Raw genomic sequence first — 18536 nt, forward strand, 5'->3', positions numbered from 1 at the left:
CTCGAGCGACCGTCGATCCGGTTTAGAAGGGGTCAGCCGGTCGTTCCTCCGAGCGCGGCACGATCGAGGGACCGTCGTCCGCCGAGTCAGTCGCCGGTTGTCCGCCCATGCCGCCGGCACAGCCGGCGACGGCCACGAGGGCCGCGACGACTACCAGTTGGATCGTGCGTCTGTTCACAGCCGGTGACGGTCAGTAATCGGTAAAAAGGGCGCGACGATTGGGACCGTTCAGGACCGTTCATCGGACTGAACTGGTCGAAATCGTCGGATCGCGTCCTAGGGTGCCCCCGTCCCCCCGAGCCGCTCGGCGAACAGCGCCTCGAGCAGGGCGGGCGTGACGAAGGCCTCGACGAACGCGGCGACGACCAGCAGGAGCCAGCCGGCGAGGACGAGGAGTCCGGTCCGGTAGAGGTACCGCTTCGTGACGATCGCGTCGCGGCTGCCCCGGAGCCGTTGTCCGACCCGGTACAGCAGGCGGAAGCCGACGCCGGCGGCGATAAACAGCGCGGGCAGTTCGAAGACCCCGTGGGGGAGCAGGCCGACGATAATGAAGCCGAGGCCGACCTCGCCGGCGATGGCGGCACCGACGTTGCCGACGATGATCCCGTTGAACACCATCGCCCAGGCGGTCAGGAGCCCGAGCGACAGCGCGCCGACGATCGAGAGCAGGAACGCCTGCGTGTTGTTCACGAGCAGGAACCGCGCCAGCTCGAGCCCGGAGAAGTCGGCGATCTCCTCGGGGAAGAGGCTCTCACCGATCAGATCGGCGATTATCTCGAGGAGGTTGTAGCCGGCCGCCAGCAGGAGGGCGCCGACGACGACGCCGACGGCGAACAGCCCGGCTGCGAAGCCGACGAACCGATCGTGTTCGTCCCAGGCGTCGGCCAGCGCCGCTCGCGGCGGGTAGCCGGCGACGAACGCCCGGAGTCCGGTTTCTCGGGGTGGGTCGTCCATACCGGACGTTCCGTCACCGAACTGTTAAACCCGCCGACTGGTCCGGCCGGCGCGAGCCGCCGGTCGCTCGTGGGATCGGGGTTTGCCACCACGGGATCGACAGTACATACGGACCGTTGTACGTCAGCTCCGGTGCAACCGCAGGGGGGCGCGGTTGCACCGGCAAATCGGTACAACAATCCGTATAAGGCCGCCCGGCGAGAACCCACGGGCAATGACGACGCTTGCGATCACCGGCGGGCGGGTCCTCCGGCCCGATCTGTCGGTGACGACCGCGGACGTACTGCTCGATGGGGACGCCGGCGAGGTTCTCGAGGTCGGTCCCGACCTCGGCGGCGCGGCCGACGAGACCCTCAACGCCGACGGATCGCTGGTCACGCCGGGATTCGTCAACGGCCACTGCCACGTCGCGATGACGCTGCTTCGTGGGTACGCCGACGACAAACCCCTCGATGCCTGGCTCCAGGAGGACATCTGGCCGGCCGAGGCCGAACTGACCGCCGAGACCGTCCGCGCGGGGACCGAACTCGGCGTCCTCGAGATGATCAAGTCCGGCGTCACCGCCTTCGCGGACATGTACTTCTTCGTGCCGACGATCGCCGAGACGGTCGCCGACGCCGGCCTGCGCGCCCGGCTCGGTCACGGCGTGATCTCGGTGGGCAAGGACGACGAGGCGGCCCGCGAGGACGCCCGCGAGGGGCTCGCGGTCGCCGAGGAGATCGACGGGCTGGGCGACGGCCGGATCTCCTCGGCCTTCATGCCCCACTCGCTGACGACCGTCGACGGCGAGTACCTCTCGGAGTTCGTGCCGCAGGCCCGCGACCTCGACGTGCCGATCCACTACCACGCCAACGAGACCGCCGACGAGGTCGCGCCGATCGTCGACGAACACGGCGAGCGGCCCCTCGAGTACGCCGCGGAGCGGGGCATGCTCGAGTCGGAGGACTTCATCGCTCACGGCGTCCACGTCGACGATCGGGAGATCGAACTGCTGGCCGAGGCCGGGACCGGCGTGATCCACTGCCCGGCCTCGAACATGAAATTGGCCAGCGGGATGGCACCCGTCCAGCGGCTGCGCGAGGCCGGCGTCACCGTCGGCCTCGGCACCGACGGCGCGGCCTCGAACAACGACCTCTCGATGCTCGACGAGGCCCGCGACGCGGCCATGCTGGGCAAGCTCGCGGCCGACGACGCGAGCGCGGTGCCCGCCGAGGCGGTCGTCGAGATGGCGACACACGGTAGCGCCGACGCGGTCGGCCTCGAGTCGGGCCGGCTCGAGGCGGGCGCACCGGCCGACCTGGCCGTCATCGACCTCGAGACCCCGCACCTGACGCCGCGCCACGACCTCGTGAGCCACCTCGCGTACGCGGCCGCGGCGGCCGACGTGCGCCACACCGTCTGTGACGGCCGGGTCCTCATGCGCGACCGCGAGGTCCAGACTCTCGACGAGGCGACGGTCCGGGACCGAGCGAGCGAGGCCGCCGAGTCGCTGGTGGCTCGTGCCGGCGAGTGAGCCGGGGCGACCGCCTGTCGGTCCGACTCGAGATAAACGCTCAAAACGGTCTATAAACGCTTAGGGGGATTCTGGTTCGGTTTTGATCCGAAGCAAACGCCGAGAACTGCCGGCCGGGTTTATGTAACGGACCGGGAAAGTCCGGAGCGGATGAAGACCAAGCTGCTCACGATGACACTGGTCGCCGTTATGGTCACGTCCGTGTTCGCTTCGGCGGGCACGGTCGCGGCGGAGACCGACGGTGACCTCGACGTGTCCGTCGACGGCGAGGACGTCGTCGTCGGCGGCGTCACGGCAAACGACACCGCGGTCGCGAACGCGACCGTCGACGTATCGACCACCGACGAGAACGCGACCTACGAGGGGACCGGGACGTACACGACCGGCGACGCCGGCGAGGTCGAACTGCCCGATCCCGTCGAGAACGTCACCGTCTCGGTGACGGCGACGGCCGACAATCGGACGGCCTCGACCACGGCGACGCTGACCGCAGCGAGCAACGAGACCGTGAATGGAAACGAGACCGACAACGAGTCGGCCAACGAGACGAGCTTCGGGTCGCTCGTCTCCGACTTCGTCGAGACACAACAGAACGAGTCCAACGAGTCGACCGGGATCGCCGTCGCGAGTTTCGCGGTCGCGAACAACCCCGGCAACGCGCCGAGCCACGCCGGTCCGCCGAGTCACGCCGGTCCGCCGTCCGACGACGCTGACGGCAACGAGAGCGATGACGATAAACGAGGCCCGCCGAGTCACGCGGGCGGACCGAGTGACGACGGCGACGACGCTGACGATGGGGACGACGCTGACGACGGCGACAACGAGGACGGCGACGACAGCACGGGCGGCGGCCCGCCGAGTCACGCGGGCGGACCGAACTAACGCTGGTGCCGCTGACGAATAGTCCACTGCAATCACACTCGAACGACTGACGCCGGTCGACGCGGATTAGCCCGGTCGTCGCCGGTGTCGGTCCCCGATCGCGGTCGTCTCCCGACCGCCGCGAGCAGGCACGTAGTGCGGCCGATCCACCCACCACGTTCGTTGCGCTTTTTTCGCAGTCGCCGAGTCGAGACGCGACGGCCTCGAGTCCCGGGGCCGTGTCCGAACCGGGTTCGGTAGCGTTTTGGCCACGGTCCCACTCTGTCGAGCCATGACCGACACCGAGTATCCACCGATCAGCGAGCAACTCGACGAAACCGCCGAGCAGAGCTCAGCGAACCCTGAAATGGCATTTCAGGACCTCGAGTCCGCTCGCGAGGAGGGCCGTCGGAAGATGGACTGGGCCGCCCAACACATGCCGATCTGCGAGCGCGTCCGCGAGGAGTTCGTCGCCGACCAGCCCTTCGAAGGCGAGCGCATCGGGATGGCGATGCACGTCGAGGCCAAGACGGCGATCCTCGTCGAGACGCTCGCGGAGGGCGGCGCGGAGGTCGCGGTGACCGGCTGTAATCCGCTCTCGACCCACGACGACGTCTCGGCGGCGCTGGATACCCACGAGAACATCACCAGCTACGCCAAACGCGGCGTCGACGACGACGAATACTACGCGGCGATCGAGGCCGTCATCGCCCACGAGCCGACGATCACGGTCGACGACGGGATGGACCTCGTCGCCGCGATCCACGAGGACTACCCCGAACTGATCGACGGCATCGTCGGCGGTGCGGAGGAGACGACCACCGGCGTCCACCGCCTGCGCGCGATGGACGACGACGACGCGCTCGAGTATCCCGTCTTCGCCGTCAACGACACGCCGATGAAGCGACTCTTCGACAACGTCCACGGCACCGGCGAGTCCTCGCTGGCCTCTATCGCCATGACCACGAACCTCTCGTGGGCCGGCAAGAACGTCGTCGTCGCCGGCTACGGCTACTGCGGCAAGGGCGTCGCACAGAAGGCGTCGGGTCAGAACGCCAACGTCATCGTCACCGAGGTCGAGCCCCGGCGCGCCCTCGAGGCCCACATGGAGGGCTACGACGTGATGCCCATGTCGGAGGCGGCCGAAGTCGGCGACGTCTTCCTGACGACGACGGGTAATCGCGACGTCATCGTCGAGGAACACTTCGAGAAGATGCAAGACGGCGTCCTGCTCGCGAACGCGGGTCACTTCGACATCGAGATCGACCTCGAGGCCTTGGACGACCTCGCGGTCGACCGCTACGAGGCCCGTGACGGCGTCGAGGCCTACGAACTCGCCGACGGCCGGAAACTGAACGTCATCGCCGAGGGACGACTCGTGAACCTCGCCGCGCCCGTCTCGCTTGGCCACCCCGTCGAGGTCATGGACCAGTCGTTCGGCATTCAGGCCGTCTGTGTCCGAGAAATGCTCGAAAACGGCGACGCATACGACGCAGGGGTCCACGACGTCCCCGACGAACTCGACAAGGAGATCGCCGAGATCAAACTCGAGGCCGAGGGCGTCGACTTCGACTCGCTGACGGACACCCAGCGCGAGTACATGGACAGCTGGGACCACGGGACATAGCGGTTAGCGCTCCGGCCTGTCGTCGCCGCGCTCGACGACGAACACCAGACTCCCGTCCTCGAGTCCGTCCATCGGTCGGCCGTACCCGAACACCGTCGTCGGCCGCTTCGGCGAGCGGGCCCAGCGTCGTCGATCACCGGCAGCGGAGTGCGGTCGGCAGTCAGTTCCGGTGTGTTCGAGCCGTCCCGGACTATCTACTCTCATGGACCGTCCCGTCGACGGTGACGGTCCCGTCGCCTCGGACTTCGACGAGCATGCCGTAATACTCGAACTCGACGCGGACGTCCGCCCCCGAGCCCGACTGGAAGAGCTGGTCGAGCGCCTCCGGATCGACGACGTCGTACAGCGGCTCGAGTTCGCTGGCGTCGGTGTTCGTCGCGTCCGCGAGCGCGTCGATTACTCGCAGACTGATGGAGTCGGTGTGGTAGTCGAGAGTGGCGCTGGTCATCGTAGCCTGACGAACGCGTCCCGGTGGTATCGGGCTGGCCGTTATACACGTAATTCCGTCGCGACCCCGACGCTATGTGTATAGCGTCGCCCCGACGACTGGCGGTCGGCGGCCGACCGGACTGACCGACATCGGGCCGCCGTCTCCGGAACCGCCGCTCGAGTCGTCGACCGATCGGATCTCGTGTGTTACTATTCGGCCGTCGAACAGGGGGTGAAAATAACCGCTCGTATCATTGCGGGTGATTTCGTATGGGTGGTATGATCGCTGTCGCGGCTCCGCTCGAGTCGCTCGCGCAACGGCGGGGACGGCTCACGGTCGTCGTCGCGACGCTCGGCGTTCTCGTCGCGCTCGCACTCGGGACGACGCCGGCCGTCTCGCTCCCGTCCGTGCCGTTCCCCGGGATCGTCGTGTTCGGGCTCGCCGCCCGCCGGGGCTCCGACCGACCGACCGACATCGAACGACTCACCGACGAACTCCGGGGGTTCGTCTCGAGACTCGAGGACGCCGACCCGACCGCCGACGGCGGCTCCCTCCCGACCGAGCCGGACCTGGCCGACGTCGGGCGCGACCGGGACGACGAGATCGGCCGACTCTCCGCGGCCGTCGACGAGCTGGCGTCGACGGTCCGAGACCGCGAACGGCAACGGGCCGAGAGCGAGCGCTACCGGCGGGAACTCGCCCGGATCACGTCCGATCCGGAACCGGGGACTGAGACGAAGATCCGTCGGCTGCTCGAACTGGGTTGTGAGCGCCTCGGCCTCGAGACGGGGCTCGTCTCGCACATCGACGAACCGGCCGACCGATACGAAGTCGAGACGGCCGTCGGGACCGGGGCCGACCTCGAGGGGGCGGTGCTGGACCTCTCGGAGACCCATTGCCGGAACGCCGTCACGTCGGACGACGTGGTCGGGATCTCGGAGACGCCGGCGGCCGACACCGAGGCGGGAGCGGCCGTCGAATCCGACGTCGGGTGTTACATCGGCGGGAAGATACTCGTCGACGGGGACCTCTACGGCACGGTCTGTTTCGTGGGTAGCGAACCGCGGGACCGGTCGTTCTCGCCGGCGGAGCGATCGTTCGTCGATCTGCTCGCCCGGTGGGTCAGCGGGGCGTTCGAACGCCGCGAGTACGTCGCGGCCATCGAGGAGCGGGAGCGACGACTCGAGCGGACACAGGCGTTTACCGACGATATGTTAGACGCCGTCGACGACGTCGTCTACCTGCTCGAGGAAGACGGCGATCTCAGGCGATGGAACGAGACGCTGGTCGACGTGACGGGCTATTCGGACGCGGCGGTCGCGGAGATGAACGCCCTGGACTTCTTCGACGCCGAGAACGAGGGGGCGATCCGGGAGTCGATGCGGGACGCGTTCGAGACCGGCGAGACCCGCGTCGAGGCCGAACTGCGGACGAAATCGGGCGAGCGAATCCCCTACGAGTTCATCGCGTCGGTCCTCGAGGACCCGAACGGGAACCCGATCGAGGTCGGAATCGGCCGCGACATCAGCGACCGCCGGGAACGCGAGCGACGCCTCGAGCGGACGACGTCCCTGCTCGAGCAGTCCCAGCGGCTGGCCGACGTCGGCGCGTGGGAACTTGACGTTTCCACGGAGCCGTACGCCCTCCAGTGGACAACCGAGATCCGTCGCATTCTCGGCGTCCCACCGGACGAACCGATCGATCTCGAGGCGTCGATCGAGTTCTACCACCCCGAGGATCGGCCTCGAATCCGCGAGGCGATCGAGCGCGCGATCGCCGACGGGGAGCCCTACGATCTGGAGCTTCGAGCCCGGACGGCCGACGACGACCTGCGGTGGGTTCGGTCTATCGGCGAACCCGTCCGCGAGGACGGCGAGATCGTCACGCTCCGCGGCTCGTTTCAGGATATCACCGACCGCAAGAAGCGCGAACGCGATCTCGAGCGCGCCGAGACGGTCCTCCAGGCGCTGGACGAACTCGTCTACACGATCGACGAAGACGGGGAGTTCACCTTCCTGAACGACGCCATCGAGGGAATCACCGGCTACGAGGCCGACGACCTGATCGGCGAGAACGTCTCGACGGTGATGGACGAAGCCGACCTCGAGACGGCCCGCGACCGGATCCGTGACCTCCGCAGCGCCGGCGAGCCAACCCGGACCTTCGAGATGGATCTCGAGACCGTCGACGGCGACGTGATCGACGCGGAAAACCACATGGCGCTGTTGCCGAGCGAGGACGGGGAGTTCGCCGGGACCGCGGGAGTCGTCCGCGATATCACCGACCGCAAGGAGCGCGAACGCGATCTCGAGCGGTTCGAGGCGATCGTCCAGGCGCTGGACGAACTGGTCTACACGCTCGACGACGAGGGCCGGTTCACCTATCTGAACGACGCCGCCAAGCCCATCCTCGGCTACGAGCCCGCGGAACTGCTCGGCGAACCCGCGGCGACGGTGATCCCCTCACCGGACGTCGAGCGGGCACAGGACCGGATCCGCGATCTCCTCCGGTCGGACGAGCCGTCACAGACGGTCGAGATCGTCCTCGAGACCGCCGACGGCGAGGTGATCGACGTCGAGAACCACATCGCGTTGCTGCCGGGCGACGACGGCGAGTTCGTCGGGACCGCGGGGGTCGTCCGCGACATCACGGCGCGCAAGGAACGGGAACGGCGACTGGAAACGACGCGGGCACGGCTCGAGGCGCTGTTCGAGAACTCCCCCGATATGATCGACGTCCTCGATCCAGCGGGAACTATCGTCGACGGGAATCGGCGATTCTACGACGAATTGGGATACGACGAGTCCGACCTGCTCGGAACGAAGATCTGGGACCACGACGACCGGTTCGACGCCGACGAGGTTTCGGCGCTGCTCGCGGAGATGGCGGTCGGTGAGCGACGCCGGTTCGAGGGTCGGTATCGTCGCCGCGACGACTCGACGTTCCCCGTCGAGGTCCATCTGATTCGGCTCGATATCGTGGAAGACAACCGCTATCTGGCGATCACTCGGGATATCACCGATCGCAAGGAGCGCGAACGCGACCTCCGCGAGACGAAACGCCGCCTCGAACTCGCGCTCGAGGGGACGAACACCGGCGTCTGGGAGTGGGATCTGGACAGTGACACCGTCGCCTGGAACGAGACGTTGGAGCGGCTGGTCGGACTCGATCCGGGTGCGTTCGAGGGAACCTTCGACGCCTTTAGAGAGCGTCTTCATCCGGACGACGTCGGTCGAATCGAGACGATGGCCCAGCGCGCCATCGAGAACGATACCCTGTTTCAGACGGAGTTCAGACTGCGCCACGAGGACGGCTCCCGGATCTGGGTGGGGGCCCGCGGTCGCCTCGTCGACGACGAGGCGGGACAGCGTCTGGTCGGGATCAACAACGACATCACCGACCGCAAGGAGCGCGAACTGGCACTCGAGTCGCTACACGACGCGGCCAGGAATCTGCTCGGCACCGACACTGAAGCGGAGGTCTCGGCGCTGGTCGTCGAGACCGCTGTCGAGGTCATCGAGGCGTCGGGCGCGGCCGTCTACCGGCTCGATCCGGCGGTCAACCGACTCGTTCCCGCGGCCTCGACCGAGGCCTTCGATCGCCTCTGTAACGACGCGCCGTCGGTCCCGATCGGCGACGGCGAGTCCGCCCTCTGGAACACCTACGTGACCGGGACGGGGACCGTCGTCGACGACCCGTCGTCGTTCGATCGGTCCCGGTTATTCGGTCCGGCCGTCGAGAGCGGCGTCGTCGTCCCGATCGGCGACTACGGCGTCTTCGCGGTCGCGACCGACGCCGAGCCGATCGACGCCGAGGCCCGACGGCTGATCGAGACGCTCGTGGCGACGACCGAGGCCGCCTTCGACCGTCTCGAGAGCGAGGCCAGCCTCCGCGAACGCGAGGCGCAACTCGAGCGACGGAACGAACGACTCAACCGACAGATCGAGACGACGGAACTGATCAGGCGGATCGATCAGGTCCTCATCGGGGCCGAGAGCCGGGGGGAGATCGAGCGGACCGTCCCCGAGCGATTGCTCGAGGCCGACTCGGTCGCCCTCGCCTGGATCGGCGACCGCGACCCGAGCGGGACCCGTCTCGAGCCCCGCGCCTGGGCCGGCGACGGGGAGGCGTATCTCGACGACGTCTCGCTCGCGGACGACGCTGCCGAGCCGGCCGTTCGAACCGCCGCCGACGGGACGCCGACGGTCGTCTCCAACGTGGTCGAGGGGCTGCAGAACGACCCCTGGCGGCGGCAGGCGGTCGACCGTGGGTTCCAGTCGGTCATCAGCGTCCCGCTGTCCCACGCGGAGTACTCCTACGGCGTGCTGACGGTCTACGCCGACGAGCCCGAGGCCTTCGGCGACCTCGAGCGGACGGTCCTGACGGAACTGGGCGAGGGGATCGCCAACGCGATCACCGCGATGAAGACCCGGGAGGCGCTCCACGCCGAACGGCTGCTCGAGTTGACGCTGAGGATCGACGACGACGAGGACCTCCTCTCGCGGCTCGCGGCGAAGACGGGAGCCAGTATCGAGTACGCGGGACTTGGATCGCACGCGAGCGACGAGACGCTGCTGTTCGTCGAGACCGACGGTGTCGCGCCCGACGACGTTCGATCGGCGCTCGCGGACCTCGTGTCGGTCACCGACGCCCGACTGATCAGCGAGACCGACGGGACGTGTCGGTTCGAGGCGACCGTCACCGGCGATCCCCTGGCCGCCCGCCTGGTTCGTCACGGCGGCAGTCCGCGCTCGATACGGACCGACGGCGAGGGGCTCGAGGTCGTCGTCGACGTCCCGACCGGGACCGACGTCCGCGAGTTCGTCGAGACCCTCGAGGAGGGACGCGGTGCCGTCGAGTTGCGGGCGCGTCGCCACGTCGAGCGCTCGATGGGGACGCGAAGCGAACTCGTGACGTCGCTGTTCGACGCCCTGACCGACCGCCAGCTCGAGGTCCTCCGGACCGCCTACTTCGCCGGCTTCTTCGAGTGGCCCCGCGAGAGCACCGGCGAGGAGATCGCCGAGATGCTCGCGGTGACACAGCCGACGGTCAACCGTCACCTGCGGCTCGCGCAGGGCCGGCTGCTGGCACAGCTGTTCGAAGATCGGGTCCCGGTCGCCCCGAGCTGAGCGACCGCGGCGCCGGCTCCCTCGCCGTCCTCGCTCGAGCCGGCTCGAGCGACCGACTCAATGCCGGGAGTGAAACGCCCAAGGGTCCGGTGGCCGTACGGTCGATCATGGCAACATCTACCCGCCGCCGGACCGACGGGCCGCTCCGTTCGACGCTCGTCGCCGCCGGGCTCGCGGTCGTCGGCCTGCTCGCGACGCAGTTCACGACGCTGCCAGCACTCCTGCTCGATATCCGGCTGGCCACGGCGCCGACCGAGACGTCGATCGCCAGCCGAACGCTCTTTTTCGTCCTCAACTTCGCTGGGTTCGTGCTGGTCGGGGCCGTCTATCTCGTCGTCACTGACCGAGGCTGGTCGTACGTCGACGTCCGGCCGCCGACGCGGCGCGGCTGGGCGTACGTCCTGCTCGGTATCGTCGCCAGCGTCGCGTTTTACGTCCTGATCAGCGTGACCATTCAACTGCTCTCGCTGCCGGCCTCGGAGAATCAGGTCGCGAGCTTCATCGGCGACGACCAGACGATGGTCCTCGTCATGATCGCGATCGTCTTCTTCTTCAACGCGCCGGCCGAGGAGTTCCTCTACCGGAACATCGTCCAGAAACGCCTCTACGACGCCTTCACCCGGCTCCAGGCGGTCGCCATCGCCAGTCTCGTCTTCGGACTGATCCACTTCCCCGTCTACGCGGTCAGTTCGCCGTCGCTGCTCGCGACCATGGTTCCGGTCGCGGTCGTCATGGGCGGTGCTGCCGTCTTCGGCTACCTCTACGCGAAGACCGACAACCTGCTGGTGCCCATCGCCGCTCACGCGGCCTTTAACGCCCTCCAGTTCGGCCTGCTGTATCTCGCCCTCGAGTACGACCTCGAGGAGGCGGCGCCGGCCGGCGAGGCGATCCTCGCGGTCGTCACGGCGATCCCGCTGTAACGCCTCCTGCATCGGAGACCACTTTCACTGCGCCATCCGCCGCCGTCCGGTCCTTTATTACCGCCCGCGGAAGAGAATCGTCCATGTCTCAGGCGAAGGGCGACCGCCGCGAGCGCGAACTCGTCAACGCGCTCGACGAGGCCGGCTTCGCGGTGATGCGAGCGCCCGCCAGCGGCTCCGCGACCGAGCGGGAACTCCCCGACGTGCTGGCCGGCGACGGCGAGCGCTTCTACGCGATCGAGGCCAAGTCGAGTTCCGGCGACCCGATCTATCTCACCGGCGAGGAGGTCGAGGCGCTGACGTTCTTCGCGCGGAACTTCGGCGCGAAACCCCGGATCGGCGTTCGCTTCGACCGCGAGGACTGGTACTTCTTCCACCCGGGCGACCTCTACGTCACCGACGGTGGCAACTACCGCGTCAAGAAGGAAACGGCGCTGGCGGAGGGCACCGACTTCCCCGAGTTCACCGGCCGATCGGAGAAGGTCACCCTCGAGGAGGCCGCCGCCGACGGCGACGACGGCATCGACGAGGACCTGCGGCGCGTCCTCAACGCCGTCGAGCAGGGCGTGATGGACGTCGACGAGGCCGCAGACGTCCTCGAGTAGCCCGTTTCAGTCGTCGGCCGGGACCGCCTCCGCGACCGTCTCGGGGTCGACCGGCGCGTGGTGGACGATCGGCTCGAACGCCTCGAGGACGAACCGGTCGCCGTCCGCGATCCCCCGCGCGTCCGGGGTTTCGAGTTCGTTCGTGACGAACCGCCGCGCGACCATCGCCGTCCGCCCGTCGCCGTCCTCGAGGTCGGCCTGGGCCTCTTCGAGCAACAGCGCGGCGGTAAACACCTCGAAGAGGTAGTGTGCGAGCCGCTTGGCCGACAGCTGGGCGTACTCCGAATCCTCGCCGGCCAGCGCCAGGAGCGCGCCGGTCAGGTCCTCGTACTCCGCGGCGACCGTCTCGGCCGCGTCGGCGAGCGCGGGATGGGTGACGGCCTCGAGTCGTCGCTCGACGGTCCCCGTGAACGGCTCGTGGGCCTCCTCGCGCTCGAGGGCGCGGACGACGTCGAGCGAGAGGACGTTCTCGGTCCCCTCCCAGATCGGCAGCACCTGCGCGTCCCGGAGCAGGCGGTTGGTGACGAAGTCGTCGACGTAGCCGTTGCCGCCCTGGATCTCCATCGCGTAGGAGGCGGTGTCGACGGCCATCCGGCCCGTGCGGAGCTTGGCGATCGGGATCAGCAATCGCAGCAACCGGTAGGTCTCCTCGTCCTCGGTCGTCGCGTCGCTGCGTCGGGCCCGTTCGCGCGCCGAGAACAGTCGTCCGACCTCGTGGACGTACGCCGTCGCGGCCTCGTAGTCGACGGTCATATCGACGAGGTCCTCGCGCATCAGCGGGAACTCGTCGATCGTCGTCCCGAAGGCCTCGCGGGTGGCTGCCTGCACCTTGCTCTCGAGCAGAGCCCGCCCCATCAGTCCGCAGGAGGCCGCGGCGTTCGCGAGCCGCTCGAGGTTCAGCATCTCGGTCATCTGTCTGAAACCGGCTTCCTCCTCGCCGACGAGGGCGGCCTTCGTCTCGTCGAACTCGACCTCGCCGGTCGGAACCGCGGTGGTTCCGAGTTTGTCCTTCAGGCGGCGGTACAGCTGGTCGTTGAGCGCGTCGCCCGGCGGCGGGCCCTCGAACTCGCGGCGATCCCCCTTCGTCAGGACCCCTTCGTCGGGATCGCCGTGGGGCACGAGAAACATCGAGAGGCCGTCGGTCCCCGAGGGGGCGTCCTCGGTCCGAGCGAGCGCGAGCGTCCCCTCGGCGTCGATGTTCGAGCAGAACCACTTCTCCCCGGTGAGCCGCCAGCAGTCCGCCTCGTCGTCGTACCGCGCCGTCGTCTCGTTGGCTCCCACGTCGCTGCCGCCTTGCTCTTCCGTGAGGAACATCGCGCCCTCGATCAGGTCGTCGTAGTCGCGGCTGGTCAGCGCCCGGTAGTAGGGCTCGAGGTCGCCGTCGTCGAAGCGCTCGAGGACCAGCGCCGATCCGGCGGTCATCGCGACGGGACAGCCGAACCCGGCGTCGGCGTAACACAGTAACTGCAACATCCCGAGGAAGTGACTGATCGGCATCGGCTCGTCGCGGCCCGGCGGGGCCTCGAAGGCGTCGGCCACGATGCCCGCCCCGTAGGCCAGTTCGTCGTTCTCGAGCTGTTCGGCCGGATACCGGACGGCGTTGTGTACGTCGCCGTACTTGTCGTAGGTCTCGAGTTCCGGGCCGTGGTCGTCGACGTAATCGGCGTTGTCGGCGACGGTGTGACCGATCAATTCGCCGAACTCGGCGAGCCGAGGCTCGGCCCACTCGAACTCGTCGTCGTCGTACACCCGCCGCAGTTCCCGCTGGAGCGTCCGGTCGAGTTCCCAGTAGTTTACGTGCCGTCCCTCGTCGAACTCGCCGTACTCGATACCCGTTTCCATAGTCTGGCGTTCGATACCTGTCCCCAAGAAACGGGGCGATAGCAACGCCACTCGCGTTGCAAGCCGTTTTCTTCTCGATCCGACGGGGACGGACGTCAGCTCCGCGTCCTCGGTGTCGCCCGCTCGAGGCGGGTTCGCGGGAAGGTGTAGACCTTCAGCGACGAGGGGACGACGCCGTTCGCGGCGACGGTCGCGTGGGGGTAGACCGCGCCGACGACCGGGACGTCGGGGTCGTAGTCCTCGTTGGTCCCGTACTCGGCGACGGTACAGTCGGCCGCGCCGATCTCGACGGCGTCGGCACGGAGGTCGGAGACGTCGACGACGGTGAGCCGGTCGCCGGTTTCGCGGTCGACGACGGTGTCGCCCGGCGAGAGCGCGTGGTCGTCGCAGTAAAACGGCGGGGCGTCGTCCTCGGCGACGATGCACGTCTCGCCGCAGTCGTGACACGCGACGGCGATCTCGCCCGGCGGCGGGGTTCGCCCCTCCGTGATCTCGATCGCGACCCGGCGAACGTGCTTACAGCGGGCCTCGCGGAAGACGTGATCCGGGCAGGTACACCTGCCGGCCTCGAGATCGACGAGATAGGTGTGATCGCTCGCGGACTCGACCTCGTAGAGGCCGTCGCCCAGCGCCAGCACCGACATCGGTTCGGTGCGGGCGCGGCGCGACCGCCCGGTGAGGTGGTCTGTAGACGGGACGGGAAGCGGCGCTTTCGGTGACGCTGTTGTTTTCATGTGCGTCAAGGGGTGAAATCGGCAGTCGGATGGCTACTCGACCGCCCTAGAGCCCCGAGCAGTATAACGAGTCCGCCTGCGTTCGCAGGGTCTACGTTTAAAAACGCCGGCGATACGGTCACCGCTCGACCGTCGTCGAGGCCCCCTTCGAAGCGCTTTTCACCGGGCCGACGAAACCGATCCGACAATGCCAAATCGCGAGCAGCTCATCGAAATCGTTTCGGCGGTCGGTGCGGTCCTCCTCGTGCTCGCAGCGATGATCGCTATCGGCTCTTCTTACACTGCCGACAACGGGAGCCTCACCCCCGAGGGGGCACAGCTGCTCGTTGCGGCCATCACCGGCTTCATCCTCCTGCTGACGGCGGTCGGCATCGGGCTGGCCTACACCCTGAACGACGGCGGCGACGGCCTCGAGGCCGACGACGACGAGGCGGAGACGAACGGGACGTTCTGAGGAACTGTTCGCCCGCTGGTTTCGGTTCGTCTCGGTGGTGACGCTTCTCGACGATCGACCGACTGGTACGAACCCGCGCGAGCGACCCCGTCAGTCGCCGCTTGCGGCACTGCCGTCGCTTCCATCGTCCGATTCCCGCCAGTCCTCTAACTCCTCGTCGTCGGCGTCGTCGATCCGCCGTTCGTAGTAGGCCATCGGGTGGGGGATCCGCTCGCAGAGGTCGTCCTTGTTCACGCAGTCGCCGTAGGACTGCATGGTCGCACACGAGGGCGGCGAGTACTCCGTCGGCGAGGTGTCCCCGCGGATGTGATCGGTCTGGTAGCGAGTCATCTCCTCGCCGAACGACGAGTTGACCCGGTAGAGATCGACGATCTCGTCGGTGTCCATCCCGATGCTCGTCAGGAAGGCCGTGATCGCAAAGCGGGAGTGGTGGGGCAGATGCTCGCCCTTCTGGATCTGGTCGAGCAGCGCCTTCATACACGGCGGGAAGAGGTCGGGAACGACGGTGTCGATGTCCTGTGTCAGGTCCAGCTCCGCGAGGACCTCGCGGATCTCGTCGGCCTCGTCCTCGAGGGCGGTCGCGATGGACTCGGGCACTTCGAAGGGGAGCCCGTCGTCGATCCGGCCCCGGATCGCCTCGCGGACCAGCGTCAGGAGTTCGCCCTCGTCGACGGGGACCTCGCCCGCCTCGAGGGGTCGGTTGACGAGCCGCCAGCCGTCGTCCCGGAGGTCCTCGGCCAGCGGCAGGTAGGTACCGACGTCGATCCGGTACCCGCCGTCGGGGGCCGTCCGGACCGCGTCCCGCAGGTCGAACTCCGCGAGCAGGTCCGCGAGGTCGAGTCCCGTCGACTCGACGCTTTTCAGTTCGGTCGTGTCGGCCATGTCCTCGGTGAACCGGTCGTAGGCCGTCGCGGCCTCGGCGCGGGCGTACTTGCGCACGAGGACGCGCTCGTCGACCATCGAAACTAGCACCCGCGCGACCGGATACGAGAGCAACTCGATCCGAGTATCACGGTGTGGCTCCCCCGTCTCCCCCGACTCGATCGCGGTAATAACCCGTTGGCGCGCCCGGTCGACGACCGCTTCGTCCCCCTCGACGACGGTCACCAGATCGACCGCTTCCGTGGCGACGGTCTCGCGGGCGGCCTCGAGGAACGGATACCGGGCGTGGAGTCGCTGCATCGGTAATCATGTTTTACTCCGGCGGGATAAACGCCCTGATTACGCGGATCGTCTTTTATATGCGGCAGTCCGCTATGCCGACCCGTGACGGGCGATCGGGCCGCCGTCGATATCGCTCCCGCTCGGTCTCACGGCGGCGATAATCCGATATTACGCGTCGCCGTCTGCCGATTGGCGATCGATCCCGGCCGGCGACCGTCGTCCCGTTCCGCCTCGAGGATCGATTTCAAGGGCGTTCGACACGTCGGTTCGGCCATGCCACAGGCGACGAGGGACGGCGTGTCGATCTATTACGAGTACGAGCGAAGCGACGGCGACGGTCGGTCGCCCGTCGTCTTCCTCCAGGGGCTCGGGTTCGGACGGTGGATGTGGCGCTGGCAGCGGGAGGCCGTCGCCGACGAGTACGACGTGATCGCCCCCGACAATCGGGGGACGGGTCGCTCCGACGTCGGCCTCCCGCCGCTCGTCGCGCGGCTGCCCGGCACGCTTCGGGGGCTCGTGTTGCTCAAACTCGCCGGCTACTCGATCGGCGGGCTGGCGGCCGACCTCGAGGCCGTCCTCGACGACGCCGGGGTCTACGACGCCCACATCGTCGGGGCGAGCATGGGTGGGATGATCGCCCAGCGCTACGCCCTCGAGTACTCCCGGGCGAAGTCGCTGACGCTGTTCTGTACGAGCCACGGCGGCCCCGACGCCGCGCCGGTCCCCGACGAGACGCAAGAACACATGTTCGACGCGCCCGACGGCGCGACCGAACGTCAGGTGCTGCGCCATCGAATGCGGCCCGCGTTCAACGAGCGGTTCACCAACCGCAACCCGCATCTCATCGATCGGATCCTCGAGTGGCGGCTCGAACAGGACGCCGACGATCCCGCCCGCGAGGCACAGGCCGCCGCGGTCCGGGGCTTCGACGTCAGCGACCGCCTCGAGCGACTTCGGGTGCCGACGCTGGTCTGTCACGGGACGGACGACGAGGTGGTTCCGGTCACGAACGCGCGACTGCTCGAGGAGAAGATCACCGACAGCCGACTCGAACTCGTCGAGGGCGGTTCGCATCTGTTCTTCATCGAAGACGCCGACGCCGTCAACGACTTGCTGCGTTCGTTTCTGGACGAGCAGGACTGACTCGAGCGACCGCCCGTCAGTCGGTCGTCGCGTCCCGGATCCGGATTTCGCCGCCGGTGCGAACGCCGACGTCGAGCCCCTGGTAGGTGAACCAGACCTGATGGCTGCCCGCGGTGCCGACCCGGTCGGCGTGGTCGACCAGCGAGTCGAGCGCGTCCGGATCGACGACCGCGTGCAGCGGCTCGAGCGCGGCCGGCCTCGAGCCCCGGACCGCGGCGACGGCGGCGACGACGGCCTCGCTCGCCGGCTCGCCGTCGGGATCGAACGTCGTCACGAACTCGAGATCGTCCAGTTCCGGGTCGTCGGTCGTATCGTTGGTGGAGGGCATACCCGATCGTCGGCGGGCGGTCGGGTAGCCGCTCCCCTTCGCATATCGAACGTTTAAGTGGTTGTGAGAACGGTCGAGTCGGTCAGTCGCTCTGGATGCGCGGCGCGAGCATGTAGGTGACCTGGCCCTGTCCCTCGGCGAAGCCGAAGTAGATCTTGACGGGGAACTCCTCGCCCAGCGCCAGCGTGACCTCGGTGTCGCCGGGGATCGCCTTGTTCATGTCCTTGAGATAGTCCAGCGAGAACAGCGAGTGGGCGGGGCCGAGCTGGAGGTCGATCAGATCTTCCCGAGTCAACTCGAGGTGGACGTCGTCGGTGTCGCCCGCCGCGTCGACGTAGAAGTACTCCTCGCCCTCGTCGACGCCCAGGGCGATGTGGTCGGAGACCATGTCGGCGGCGGTCACCGAGCGGTTGACGTCTTTGCCCTCGAGGACGACCTCCGCGGGGAGATCGAGGTCCGGGATGTCGGGCTCCTGTCGGATGGAGTCGGGGTCGATGAGCGCGAGCGTGTACTCGAGTCCGTCGATCTGGATGTGGAGCTTGCGGGTCTCCTCGTCGAGTTCGAGCTGGATGAGCTGGCCGGCGTCGGCCATGCCCGCGATGTCTTCGAGCCGCGAGAGGTCCACGCCGATCAGTCCGCCGTCGGCCTCGTAGGACTCGAACGCAGACGCATCGAGCGAGAGGTCGACCATCCCGACGTTGGCCGGATCGACGGCCCGGATCTCCAGCCCGTCTTCCTCGAGGTGGATCTTGCACTCGTCGACCAGCACGCTGATCGAATCGAGCGCGCTGGTGAGCGTTTCGGCGCTCACGATGGCCTTGAACATATAGAT

The 18536-nt window shown here is 67.9% G+C and carries 17 protein-coding genes; 8 read left to right on the top strand and 9 right to left on the bottom strand.

Annotation, left to right across the window (positions count from 1 at the left end; all coding sequences use genetic code 11):
- Positions 1-22: 22 nt before the first annotated feature.
- Positions 23-178 (bottom strand): hypothetical protein, encoded by a 156-nt coding sequence (locus A6E15_RS21120; protein WP_175607178.1) that lies wholly within the window; start codon positions 176-178, stop codon positions 23-25.
- Positions 179-276: 98 nt separating this feature from the next.
- Positions 277-954 carry a stage II sporulation protein M gene (locus A6E15_RS16895; RefSeq protein WP_076147941.1) on the bottom strand — a complete coding sequence of 226 codons (678 nt, stop codon included), beginning with the start codon at positions 952-954 and terminating at the stop codon, positions 277-279.
- 214 nt (positions 955-1168) lie between these two features.
- Here A6E15_RS16895 and A6E15_RS16900 point away from each other — a divergent pair, with 214 nt between their 5' ends.
- The 3 genes from A6E15_RS16900 (at position 1169) to A6E15_RS16910 (ending at position 4955) form a co-directional block, all read left to right on the top strand.
- Positions 1169-2467: an amidohydrolase gene (locus tag A6E15_RS16900; RefSeq protein ID WP_076147943.1), complete on the top strand. Its 1299-nt coding sequence runs from the start codon at positions 1169-1171 to the stop codon at positions 2465-2467.
- Between the two features lie 150 nt (positions 2468-2617).
- Entirely contained in the window at positions 2618-3349 is a 732-nt protein-coding gene (locus A6E15_RS16905; protein WP_076147945.1) for a hypothetical protein, read from the top strand.
- 271 nt (positions 3350-3620) lie between these two features.
- On the top strand, positions 3621-4955 hold the full coding sequence (locus A6E15_RS16910; RefSeq protein ID WP_076147947.1) for an adenosylhomocysteinase: 1335 nt from the start codon (positions 3621-3623) through the stop codon (positions 4953-4955).
- Positions 4956-4958: 3 nt separating this feature from the next.
- On the opposite strand, the gene A6E15_RS20510 is transcribed toward A6E15_RS16910, so the two are convergent.
- Positions 4959-5159 carry a hypothetical protein gene (locus A6E15_RS20510; RefSeq protein WP_139326621.1) on the bottom strand — a complete coding sequence of 67 codons (201 nt, stop codon included), beginning with the start codon at positions 5157-5159 and terminating at the stop codon, positions 4959-4961.
- A complete protein-coding gene (locus A6E15_RS16915; RefSeq protein WP_076147949.1) occupies positions 5146-5403 on the bottom strand; it encodes a HalOD1 output domain-containing protein in 258 nt (85 codons plus the stop codon). Before A6E15_RS16915 ends, A6E15_RS20510 begins: the two co-directional genes overlap by 14 nt.
- A 260-nt stretch (positions 5404-5663) precedes the next feature.
- On the opposite strand from A6E15_RS16915, the gene A6E15_RS16920 reads away from it, so the two are divergent.
- From A6E15_RS16920 to hjc, 3 genes are all read left to right on the top strand, one after another.
- Positions 5664-10514, top strand: coding sequence for a PAS domain S-box protein (locus A6E15_RS16920; RefSeq protein ID WP_076147951.1), 4851 nt, complete (start codon positions 5664-5666; stop codon positions 10512-10514).
- Between the two features lie 107 nt (positions 10515-10621).
- Positions 10622-11434: a CPBP family intramembrane glutamic endopeptidase gene (locus A6E15_RS16925; RefSeq protein ID WP_076148426.1), complete on the top strand. Its 813-nt coding sequence runs from the start codon at positions 10622-10624 to the stop codon at positions 11432-11434.
- An 83-nt stretch (positions 11435-11517) separates the two neighbouring features.
- The gene (gene hjc / locus A6E15_RS16930; RefSeq protein ID WP_076147953.1) at positions 11518-12039 is read left to right on the top strand and encodes a Holliday junction resolvase Hjc; all 522 of its coding nucleotides are present in this window, start codon (positions 11518-11520) and stop codon (positions 12037-12039) included.
- 6 nt (positions 12040-12045) lie between these two features.
- On the opposite strand, the gene A6E15_RS16935 is transcribed toward hjc, so the two are convergent.
- Complete coding sequence (locus A6E15_RS16935; protein ID WP_076147955.1) at positions 12046-13881, bottom strand: acyl-CoA dehydrogenase family protein; 1836 nt, start codon at positions 13879-13881, stop codon at positions 12046-12048.
- A gap of 95 nt (positions 13882-13976) precedes the next feature.
- Positions 13977-14615: a hypothetical protein gene (locus A6E15_RS16940; protein WP_076147957.1), complete on the bottom strand. Its 639-nt coding sequence runs from the start codon at positions 14613-14615 to the stop codon at positions 13977-13979.
- A gap of 187 nt (positions 14616-14802) precedes the next feature.
- On the opposite strand from A6E15_RS16940, the gene A6E15_RS16945 reads away from it, so the two are divergent.
- Entirely contained in the window at positions 14803-15069 is a 267-nt protein-coding gene (locus A6E15_RS16945; protein ID WP_076147959.1) for a DUF7472 family protein, read from the top strand.
- Positions 15070-15159: 90 nt separating this feature from the next.
- On the opposite strand, the gene priL is transcribed toward A6E15_RS16945, so the two are convergent.
- A complete protein-coding gene (priL, locus tag A6E15_RS16950) occupies positions 15160-16251 on the bottom strand; it encodes a DNA primase regulatory subunit PriL (RefSeq protein WP_076147961.1) in 1092 nt (363 codons plus the stop codon).
- A gap of 255 nt (positions 16252-16506) precedes the next feature.
- On the opposite strand from priL, the gene A6E15_RS16955 reads away from it, so the two are divergent.
- A complete protein-coding gene (locus tag A6E15_RS16955) occupies positions 16507-17376 on the top strand; it encodes an alpha/beta fold hydrolase (protein ID WP_076147963.1) in 870 nt (289 codons plus the stop codon).
- A 16-nt stretch (positions 17377-17392) separates the two neighbouring features.
- Here A6E15_RS16955 and A6E15_RS16960 read toward each other — a convergent pair whose 3' ends face one another.
- Complete coding sequence (locus tag A6E15_RS16960) at positions 17393-17704, bottom strand: HalOD1 output domain-containing protein (RefSeq protein ID WP_076147965.1); 312 nt, start codon at positions 17702-17704, stop codon at positions 17393-17395.
- Between the two features lie 82 nt (positions 17705-17786).
- Positions 17787-18530 carry a DNA polymerase sliding clamp gene (locus tag A6E15_RS16965; protein WP_076148428.1) on the bottom strand — a complete coding sequence of 248 codons (744 nt, stop codon included), beginning with the start codon at positions 18528-18530 and terminating at the stop codon, positions 17787-17789.
- Positions 18531-18536: the final 6 nt, after the last annotated feature.

The organism is Natrinema saccharevitans, assembly GCF_001953745.1.
Taxonomy (GTDB): Archaea; Halobacteriota; Halobacteria; order Halobacteriales; family Natrialbaceae; genus Natrinema; species Natrinema saccharevitans.